Consider the following 9495-nt stretch of genomic DNA (forward strand, 5'->3'; position numbering starts at 1 on the left):
CGATCCGACTTCCAATACTTCAACCAGATTGCCCATTGCCCGTTATTCGTCGAGCCCGGCCGGGGTCACGACGAATACCCCCTCGACTTCGGCCAGCGCCGCTTCAAGCGACGCGGGATCGAGCAAGTCGGCGACATGGCATTGCGCATCGGGGAAATCGGTCGCCAGCCTTCCCGCCTTGTCCGCGTCGCTGGTGATAAGACGCAACTTCGTTTCCGGTGCGCGATAGCGTATGTGGCGAGCCGCCGGACCGCCGATATGACCCGATGCGCCGAACACCGCGATGCTGCGCGGGATAGGCTTTGACACGCTCAGGCTGCTCTGGCTCGACATATGCATGCTTCCTTTCCGACCTCCGACGTCAAACCCGTTCAGGTCGGTTTGCCCGTCGATCCTCCGCGCAGCTGCTTGCGCATCACCCGACGCAGCAATGCGGGCGACAGGCGAAACATTATGCGGGCGATCGGCCAGATCTTCGACAGCGCCGTGACCTTGCCCGAGGGGTGCAAGCCGTCTGCTGCGCAATGCGGGTCGAGCAGGGACTTGATGCGGCGCATGATGTGATTGGCTCCGTCCTTCGCGCCGTAGATGTCAACCAGCAGGTTGCCGAGCGCAAATGCCGCAAAGCCGATCGGCTTGCGATCATTGTCTTCCATCGTCTGGATCATGAAGCTCATCGCGTCTGCTGCGGACTCTACCGTTTCGTTATCGGTAGAAACGATGTTTTCACCCCACAGGTGCCTGCCCTCACTTGGCCAGATCCAGAATTCTTCCGGACTGCCTGCGGCGAAGGTTTTATACTTGTCCTTATAGGGTGCCATGATCCGCTGGCCGGTGGCGACCATGTCAGGCAATCGCGAAAAGGATTCATAGCCGCCGGCACTGCTCGATACCTGTCTGGGCCCCGATCGGAACGCGCGCGGGCTGTAGCAGGACGTGATAGAGTTTCGGGCGATAAGGCCGGCTTCCTCGTCGGTGAGGGTAACGAAACGTCCACCGGTCTTCTCGACGATGGAGCGGATCACCCGTTCCCGCCATTCCGCCTCGGCGATGCTTTCCGACAAGGCGATGAGCGTCCACGAGATGCGGTTCTCGTTACGGGCAACCGCGGGCAGGGTGCCAGCGTGGAACTGCTCGCAAAACTCCTGATTGGTTGCGGCGAAGCTCCAGCCCAGCTGATCGGGCGGCAGCCGGGTGACATATTGAGCCGCGTTCGATTTGAGCAGGTCGTAGGTCGCTGCGGTCGTCTGCTCCCAACTGTCCCAAGCAGGCTGATAGAGCCGCATCGTGTCGGAGAGCTTGATCCCGTACTGCGGATGCGCTCCAACATGCTCCAGCCGGCCTGGCCCGGCCCAGGGGTGCAGCTTGTAACCGATGCGGGTGAACACGCCCAGGCCGCCCGCGGCGCCCACCGCGCCGCGCAGCATGCCGCGAAAGCCCGGTCCCGGTCCTTCGCCGGCATGCCATCCGGCATCCGCTCCGGATGAACCGCCGCGAACGATCTCGCCTTCTGGCGTTACCCATTCCCACGAAAGCAGGTTGCGGACATTATAGCCGGTGTGATTGCCGGTTATGCCGATGCCGCCAAGCGATGTGGCCGAAGCCAGCGGCGAGTGGGTCCATCCCGCGCCGATCACATGAGGCACCAGCCCGACCTTCAGCGATTCCGCCATCAACTGCTGCGCGGTGACATAGGGTTCGATCACCGCCATCTGGTTGGCGGCGTCCAGATCGACGATCCTGTTCATCCGCCGCAAGTCGATTGCGACCACGCCTTCGCGGCTGACGCGGTGGAACGATGCTGTGCCGGTGCTATGAGCGCGAAAATTCAGGCCGTGACGCAGGCAGGTGCGGACTATGGCCTGCACCTCCTTGGTCGTGGACGGCAGCGTCACGGCGACCGGGCGCGGCTGGCCCATCTGGGTGTCGCCGGTCAGGAACGCCCATGAATGGCTCGCAATCACAGCGGGATCATCCGACACGAAACGCGCGCCGAGAGCGTCGATCAACTCGCGCCTGGCTTCGTGCGAAAGGGCGGTGGATTTCTGCGGCGAAAGCTGAACGCTGTCTGGCGCGCTTTTCAACTTGGATGCAGCGTTCATGTCAGGCTACTCCGTCCAAACCGCCCAGCACACTGGCGGCGATCAACCCGAACACTCCGCTAACCGACTGGGCGCCGCCGTCGAGGTCGCGCACTTCTGCAAGATGCCCCTGGCAACCCGCACAGGATGTTGCCAGAATCTCGGCTTCAGTGTGCCCGGCTTCGGCAAGTCTTTCGCGAGCTGCAAACTGGGCAAATTCGCGATAGGCTGACTTCGCGCCGCCTCCTGCGCCGCAACAGTAAGCGGCGTGACGATTGCGCTCCATCTCGACCAGCTTCAGGCCGGGTATCCGCTGCAGCAGGCGGCGGGGGGCATCATACAAGCCTTCATTGCCCATCAGGACTTGTCGCGGTCCGTCGGATACCGGAAGGACGTTGAGATCCTTCTTCCAGCGACGGCTTCCCGGCGTGAATGGCTCACTTAGCCGGCCCAGCTTGCACGGATCGTGATAGGTCACGGCGGCATCGAGGCGTTCGGTCGCTACGAGCCGGCCGTTCTCAAGCAGCTGGTCGATGAATTCGGTGATGTGGACCAGTGTCGTCGGCGGCGGCGTGATGCCCAGCCGCGGCCAGATGTTGCGCATGCCGGCAAAGCTGCTGGCTGAACAGGTGACGACAGTGCTGACGCCCGGCCGTGCAATCTTCGCGGCCATGGCGCCTGCCTGTTCCTTCGCCGCATCGGCAAAGCCCAGATCAAAGGCCCCTTCGCCAGTCGCGCTTTCCGCCGCACCGAGGGTCGCAAAATCGACCCCCGCCTTTTGCAGCAGGGCGACGATGGCGCGCAGCTCGGCCCAGGCTTTTTCGTCATAGGCGTTCTCGCAGCCGATGTGCAGCAAGACCGCCGCAGGCTTTATGGACAGGTCCGGAACGTCCAGCCCTTGCGCCCAGAGCGTCCTGTTTTCGCGCGGCTTGCCATAGGGGTTGCCGGTGCTCCGCAGGTTGGCGAGCGTTGCGCGGTGGGCAGGGAGGGCATGGCCTTCGTCCGCCACATGCTGGCGCAGCGCATACATCACCGTCAGCGGCTCGACGAGTTCCCCGTTGTTGTTTTTGCACGAAGTATCGCACGCACCGCACATCGTACAGGCGAAGATACTTTCCAGCGCAGTCTCGCTATAGTCCGCCTCGCCCTCTTTCAGGGCGTGGGCGGTGATCATCTTGCCGCCGCCGCTATAGGCGTGGAAGCCGCCCCATTCGATGCTCGGGCAGGCATTGGCAAATCGATAACTCTGGGGCGAGGGCACCCATTTGCAGTGAGAGCAGCGCCAGCAGTGCGAGATATTGCCCACGAAATCGGCCAGCGCGGTGGTGTCGTCCGGCTCCGGGTTCAACAGCTCGCGATTGTTACTCATTTCGCACCTCCAAGGCTCTGCGCACCTGGTTGCAGGATGCCATCCGGATCGAAGAATCCTTTCACGCGCGCGAGCTGATTGGCGATCGCGGGATCGGCGGCGAAGGGCAGTTCCGCCCAAGGGTGATAAGGTCGGCTGAAGAAACCACCCGCGCCTGCCAGCGATGCCGCCGCGTCACGGGCAGCACGGTCGCAGTCGCCTTCGTCGGCTCTGGTGGCGATATATGTAAGAGCAAGCTGGGCGGTCACCCCGTGTACCGTCGGCTGGACATGGATCGCGGCCCGCTCCATATGTCCGGCGGGAAGACTGCCAAGCAACTTTGGCAGTGCGTTCAGCTGGCCAAGGCACAGCACTTCGCGCCGGATTTCGGCAGCGCCTTCGCAGGGCAATAGCTGTCCGGCTTCCTGACGGATACGAACGTCGCTGGCTACGATGCTACCAAGCCGATCCGAAATCCGCGCGCCCGCACGATCGCCATCGGATTCCAGATCGGCGATTTGAAACGCCATTGCCTCGTCAGCAAAATAATCTGGCGCGGAAACCTCGAAATAAAGCACCCATGCAGGCAGGGACTTCGCGATGCGATCAACGTCCTCGGCGGCGCTGGCGAACAGCATCGCCAGTTGCCGGGCGTTGACGAGAAACAGCTGGCCGCCGGGACGACGCCGTAGCAGCGCGTAGGCCACATCGATCAGAGGCTCGATGCGTTCGGCTGAAATGAACAGCGGTTGCTCGCGTGCGGGTATGCGCTGACAGTAAATTGACGCCCAGGTGACGATGCCCAAAGCGCCCTGTGCGCCCTGCAATACCCGTCCGAAATCGGTGTGGAGCGGCCCGACCCCAAGTAACGGCCTGTTGCCGCGCTCCAGATTTTCCTCAAGCGTGCCGGGCAGCGCACCGCTGCCGGTATGGAACAGCTTGCCGTCACCCAATATGATCTGCATCGCGGCGAGAGGATCGGAGGAATCCCAGCTTCGTCCTGGAACGGTGAACGGCTCGCGTTCGAGAAATGCCGCAAGGACGGATTTGGTTGGCCGTGCCACCAATGGCCGGAAACTGCGCAAACCGTGTGGGCGTAGCGCTGCGTCCAACTGGGGAAAGGTGACGCCCGGTTCGATCACGGCAAGCGCATCGTTGCCATCGACATGGATGATCCGCCGCATATCGGACAAATCGAGTATGACCGCCTCTTGCGTCGCGACGGTATCGCCGCGACGGCGAGGCCCACCGGAAGAGCTCACCGGTACCAGCGGGATTGTGTTCGCGCGCGCCCAAGATATCAGGCTGCGCACCTCCTGCGCGGTCTTGGGGCGGACGATCGCCCGCGGCGCTGCCCCGCGCCGGCCACTGCTGTCCTGTGCGAAGCCCTGCAGCGCTGCGGGATCGCGCGAAACCGAAACTCCCTTTGGCAATCCGCGCAGTTCGCTGGCCACAGGCGCGCCGTTCATCACAGTATCTCTCCAGATCCGATGTCCCGCTCCGCGTTTCCCGCAGTGCTTACACTACAGGTGTAGTAGATGTTGGATTGTGAAGTCAAGATGCTCTATGGCAATTGCGGTCCGACCCGGCGCGGGTGGGCGTGGGAGGTAACAAGCCGTTGAGTTTACAGGATCGTTCCGAGCGAACCTCGCGTCGCCAGGAGGTTGTGGAAGCGGGCATGCTGGTGCTTGCGCAGTCGGGCTCGCGCGGGTTGACCCATCGCGAGGTCGACCGGCTCGCCGGATTGCCTCTCGGGTCCACGTCCAACTATTATCGCAAGCGGATCGACCTGCTGGTTGCGGTCGGCGCGCAGGTCATGGCACTGGACTTGGCGGACACCCGTGAGTTGAAGGAGCGGCTAGCCGCCGATGGGCCGGTGACCAACGGCTCGGTGGCGCGACATGTGCGTCAGATGGTGCAGCATTGGTCTAGCCCCTCTCAGCGTATGCGGGGCTTGGCCCGGGTTGAAATCCTCGTCGAGATGATCCGAAGCCGGGAGTTACGCGAAGCCGTCAGTGGACTGACAGCGCAGGCGGCGGAGAGCTTCAGTTCGATTTTCAGTCAGCTTGGATCGCCGCATCCGTTCCTGTCGGCGGAACTATTTTTGCGCCTGTTGACCAGCATAGATCTTCTGATCCTGTCTGATCTTCATCGGGAGGGCCGGGATACGATGATCGCCAGTCTGGTGATCGACTGGATTGAACTGGCCTTGAGCGCTGCTTCCCTGAAAGATCGATGAAGGCGGCACTGGACAGCAAAGCTATGCCCCGTGGAGGGCGTCGGTACAGATGATCGTATCGATCAGCTCCGCGAGCTGCTCGGGGGCAGAGAAAAACGGCGAGTGATCGGTATCGATAGGAATAATCGGCTCGCATTGAGCAGCACGCGCCATGGCTTCCTGCGCTGCGGGCGGGATGAGGTCGTCTTTCGTGGTGCGAATATAGGCTTTTGGCACTGAACCGAAGCATGCCTCGGTCAGGCTCAGCGGTGTCGTGCTCGGCAAGAGCGGTTCGGGGCGGAGGTGCGCCGCCTGTGCATCCGCCTGCTCCTGATCAATCTGGCTGTAGAATATGCCTCTGGCGCCGCCCCCGGCAAAGGTGGCGACACGGCCATCCGGTGACACTTCGAAAGGCATTTGGGTCATCGGCCCCATCGCCGAGATTGCTCCGAACAGCGATTGACCCGACGGGATGATGAAGGCGGCCACATAGACCAGGCGGCTTATCCGGTCGGGGACCAGCTCCGCCGCTGCGGAAATGACGATGCCGCCCCGGCTGTGGCCGACGACGATGACCGGCTCCGGAACGGCTCGGCACAGATCGGCGACGAATTCGGCCCAGGTCGCCAGATCGACATCAGCGGGATTCAGTCCGTCCTGGCCGGTCCCGGGAAGGTCCGGTGCGAAGACGACATGCCCTGCCGCTTCCAGCAAGGGGACGACGCGGTTCCAGCATTGGCCGGAATGGAAAGCGCTCGGAATCAGTATGATATGTGCCATGCCTGCTGGCCTATCCCGCCGACGCGGGTTCCTCGGCGGTCCGGTGGAGATCGGCAAATCCCTGTCCGCGCTCCGCCATTTCGACGAGGAGCGGGGCCGGCTCGAAATGATCTCCATGTGCAGCCTTGAGTTCGCGCAGCCGTGTGACGATCGCGTGCGCTCCGAGACGGTCCGCGAACCAGGTGATCCCGCCCCTGTCACGGGGCCAGCCGAAGCCTGCATTCCAGACCAGATCGATATCGCTCGGCCGGTCGACGATATTCTCCGCAAGAATTTTCGCGGCTTCGTTGATCATCGGCAGGACCATGCGGTCGGTGATTTCTGCCGCATCAGGATCGGTGCGTGCCACCCCGCCGGTCTGGCGCGCGGAATCGATAATGGCCTCGACCTCGGGATCGGGCAGGGGCCTGCGATCTCCCGCCTCGTAGCGGTAATAGCCACGGCCTGACTGGAGGCCGAGCCGCCCCTGTTCATAAAGCGCGTCACCGATCGGATCGATCGCGCCGCTGGCCTGACGCAGCCGCCAGGTGAGCTCTATGCCGCCAGCCATGTCCTGCAGGGTGAAAGGACCCATGGGTGTTGATTTCCACTGAGAAGTGACCCGGGTAGGGCGTAAATTTCCACTGAGAATTGACCCATGTTGAACTCGTCCCTGGCTTTGACAAGCGAGGGTATATGGAGTGTTGGACATGGCGTTATTGAGCGTTATCCGGCGCTGGCATTTTCGCGATCATCTACCGATCCGGGAGATAGCGCGGCGCACCGGACTATCACGCAACACGATCCGCAAATATTTGCGGTCCGAGACGATCGATCCGCGGTTCAAGGTGCCTGATCGACCAAGCAAACTGGACCCATTTGCTGAGCATCTGGCGGCCTGGCTGCGGCGCGATATGGGCCGATCGCGCAAGCAGAAGCGCACGATCAAGCAGTTTCACGCCGATTTGGTGAGCCTGGGTTATGAAGGATCCTACAACCGGGTTGCCGCTTTTGCTCGGGACTGGCGCGAAGATTATCGGCGCCAGCAACAGATTGGCGGGCGTGGGACATTCGTGCCCCTGTCGTTCGCGCCGGGGGAAGCTTTCCAGTTTGATTGGAGTGAGGACTGGGCAATCATCGCCGGGGTTCGGACCAAGCTGCAGGTCGCGCATTTCAAGCTCAGTTACAGCCGGGCATTCATCGTGCGCGCCTACCTGCTGCAAACCCATGAGATGCTGTTCGACGCCCATAATCACGCCTTCCGCGTGCTGGGCGGCGTGCCGCGCCGGGGTATCTATGACAATATGCGCACGGCCGTCGACAAGGTCGGGCGTGGCAAGGAACGCACCGTCAACGCACGCTTCCTGACGATGGTCAGCCACTATCTGTTCGAAGCTGAGTTCTGTAACCCGGCTGCGGGATGGGAAAAGGGGCAGGTCGAGAAGAATGTCCAGGATGCGCGGCACCGTCTGTGGCAACCCACGCCGCAGGTCGAAAGCCTTGATGCGCTGAACCTGTGGCTGGAGGAGCGCTGCAAGGCGTTATGGGAGGACATCCCTCACGGGATCGAACCCGGATCGGTTGCCAATGCCTGGGCCGATGAATCTGAGTGTCTGATGGTTGCGGGCAGGCCCTTCGATGGTTTTGTGGAATATCGCAAACGGGTATCGCCGACGTGCCTCATCCACTTTGAGCGCAATCGCTACAGCGTACCGGCCTCTTTCGCCAATCGCACTGTCAGCCTGCGCGTCTATCCTGATCGCTTCCAGGTCGTCGCCGAGGGGCAGCCAATCTGCGCACATCAGCGCATCATCAACCGCTCTCACGACGGTCCAGGTCATACGGTTTATGACTGGCGCCATTATCTGGCGGTCGTGCAGCGCAAGCCCGGCGCCCTGCGCAACGGTGCGCCCTTCCTTGAGCTACCCGATGCGTTCCAGCGTCTGCAGCGACATCTGTTGCGCAATCCCGGCGGCGACAGGGAAATGGTCGAAATACTGGCGCTGGTTCTTCATCATGATGAGCAACTGGTGCTGACGGCGGTCACCATGGCGCTGGAGGCTGGCGTTCCGACCAAGACCCATATCCTCAATCTGCTCTATAGGCTGGTCGACGGAAAACCGATCTCCACGCCGCCGGTGACGGCGCCCCAGGCGCTCAAGCTGGTCAGCGAACCGATGGCCAATGTCGAACGCTATGATGATCTGCGCAAGGAGAAGCGTCATGCGTCATGACCCTGCCAGCGGCGCCATCGTCGTCATGCTCCGCAGCCTCAAGATGCATGGCATGGCGCAGGCCGTCACCGATCTCATGGAACAGGGATCTCCAGCGTTCGAAGCCGCCATCCCGATCCTCTCCCAGTTACTCAAAGCCGAGACAGCAGAACGGGAGGTTCGGTCTGTGGCCTATCAGCTCAAGATCGCGCGCTTCCCTGTCTATCGCGATCTGGCCGGCTTCGACTTTACCAGTAGCGAGGTCAATGAAGCTCTGGTGCGTCAGTTGCATCGCTGCGACTTCATCGACATCGCCGACAATATCGTGCTGGTCGGCGGTCCTGGCACCGGCAAGAGCCATGTGGCAACGGCGCTGGGCATCCAGGCCATCGAACATCATCGAAAGCGCGTCCGCTTCTTCTCGACGGTCGAACTGGTCAATGCGCTCGAGCAGGAAAAAGCACAGGGCAAGGCCGGTCAGATCGCCAATCGCCTCCTGCACTCCGATCTCGTTATCCTGGATGAGCTTGGATATCTGCCGTTCAGTGCTTCAGGTGGCGCGCTGCTCTTCCACCTGCTGAGCAAACTCTACGAGCGCACCAGCGTCATCATCACCACAAACCTGAGCTTCAGCGAATGGGCCACCGTGTTCGGCGACGCCAAAATGACCACGGCGCTCCTCGATCGGCTTACCCATCACTGCCACATCCTGGAGACCGGCAACGATAGCTTCCGCTTCAAAAACAGCTCTGCCAAGCAGGCCAGAACCCAAAAGAGAAAACCACGGGTTGACCCACCCGTGACACCCGAAACATAATCCGCAGACGGGTCACTTCTCGATGGAAAACCCGGGTCACTTCTCAGTGGAAATCAACA

Annotated in this window: 9 protein-coding genes; 3 read left to right on the forward strand and 6 right to left on the reverse strand. The window is 61.9% G+C overall.

The annotated features are described in order from the left end of the window. Positions 1 to 42: 42 nt before the first annotated feature. The 4 genes from RLDS_RS44950 to RLDS_RS44965 are packed head-to-tail and all read right to left on the reverse strand — an operon-like array spanning position 43 to position 4898. Positions 43 to 333, reverse strand: coding sequence for an NmrA family NAD(P)-binding protein (locus RLDS_RS44950; protein ID WP_021227001.1), 291 nt, complete (start codon positions 331 to 333; stop codon positions 43 to 45). Between the two features lie 38 nt (positions 334 to 371). Then, complete coding sequence (locus tag RLDS_RS44955; protein ID WP_021227002.1) at positions 372 to 2102, reverse strand: FAD-binding oxidoreductase; 1731 nt, start codon at positions 2100 to 2102, stop codon at positions 372 to 374. 1 nt (position 2103) lies between these two features. Then, positions 2104 to 3450: a (Fe-S)-binding protein gene (locus RLDS_RS44960; RefSeq protein WP_021227003.1), complete on the reverse strand. Its 1347-nt coding sequence runs from the start codon at positions 3448 to 3450 to the stop codon at positions 2104 to 2106. Next, positions 3447 to 4898, reverse strand: coding sequence for an FAD-binding oxidoreductase (locus RLDS_RS44965; protein ID WP_021227004.1), 1452 nt, complete (start codon positions 4896 to 4898; stop codon positions 3447 to 3449). The genes RLDS_RS44960 and RLDS_RS44965 overlap by 4 nt, the downstream gene beginning before the upstream one ends. 209 nt (positions 4899 to 5107) lie before the next feature. Between RLDS_RS44965 and RLDS_RS54620 the strand changes: the two genes are divergently transcribed. Beyond that, positions 5108 to 5668, forward strand: coding sequence for a TetR/AcrR family transcriptional regulator (locus RLDS_RS54620; RefSeq protein WP_152528075.1), 561 nt, complete (start codon positions 5108 to 5110; stop codon positions 5666 to 5668). Between the two features lie 21 nt (positions 5669 to 5689). Here RLDS_RS54620 and RLDS_RS44975 read toward each other — a convergent pair whose 3' ends face one another. Next, positions 5690 to 6427, reverse strand: a complete 738-nt coding sequence (locus RLDS_RS44975; RefSeq protein WP_021227006.1) for an alpha/beta fold hydrolase — start codon at positions 6425 to 6427, stop codon at positions 5690 to 5692. Positions 6428 to 6437: 10 nt separating this feature from the next. Further along, positions 6438 to 7001 (reverse strand): 3-hydroxyacyl-CoA dehydrogenase family protein, encoded by a 564-nt coding sequence (locus RLDS_RS44980; protein WP_021227007.1) that lies wholly within the window; start codon positions 6999 to 7001, stop codon positions 6438 to 6440. A gap of 115 nt (positions 7002 to 7116) precedes the next feature. Between RLDS_RS44980 and istA the strand changes: the two genes are divergently transcribed. After that, on the forward strand, positions 7117 to 8640 hold the full coding sequence (gene istA, locus RLDS_RS44985; RefSeq protein WP_009823850.1) for an IS21 family transposase: 1524 nt from the start codon (positions 7117 to 7119) through the stop codon (positions 8638 to 8640). After that, on the forward strand, positions 8630 to 9436 hold the full coding sequence (gene istB, locus RLDS_RS44990; protein ID WP_009821099.1) for an IS21-like element helper ATPase IstB: 807 nt from the start codon (positions 8630 to 8632) through the stop codon (positions 9434 to 9436). Before istA ends, istB begins: the two co-directional genes overlap by 11 nt. The last annotated feature ends 59 nt before the right edge of the window (positions 9437 to 9495 follow it).

The sequence above is a fragment of the Sphingobium lactosutens DS20 genome, from assembly GCF_000445105.1.
In the GTDB taxonomy this organism is placed as follows: domain Bacteria; phylum Pseudomonadota; class Alphaproteobacteria; order Sphingomonadales; family Sphingomonadaceae; genus Sphingobium; species Sphingobium lactosutens.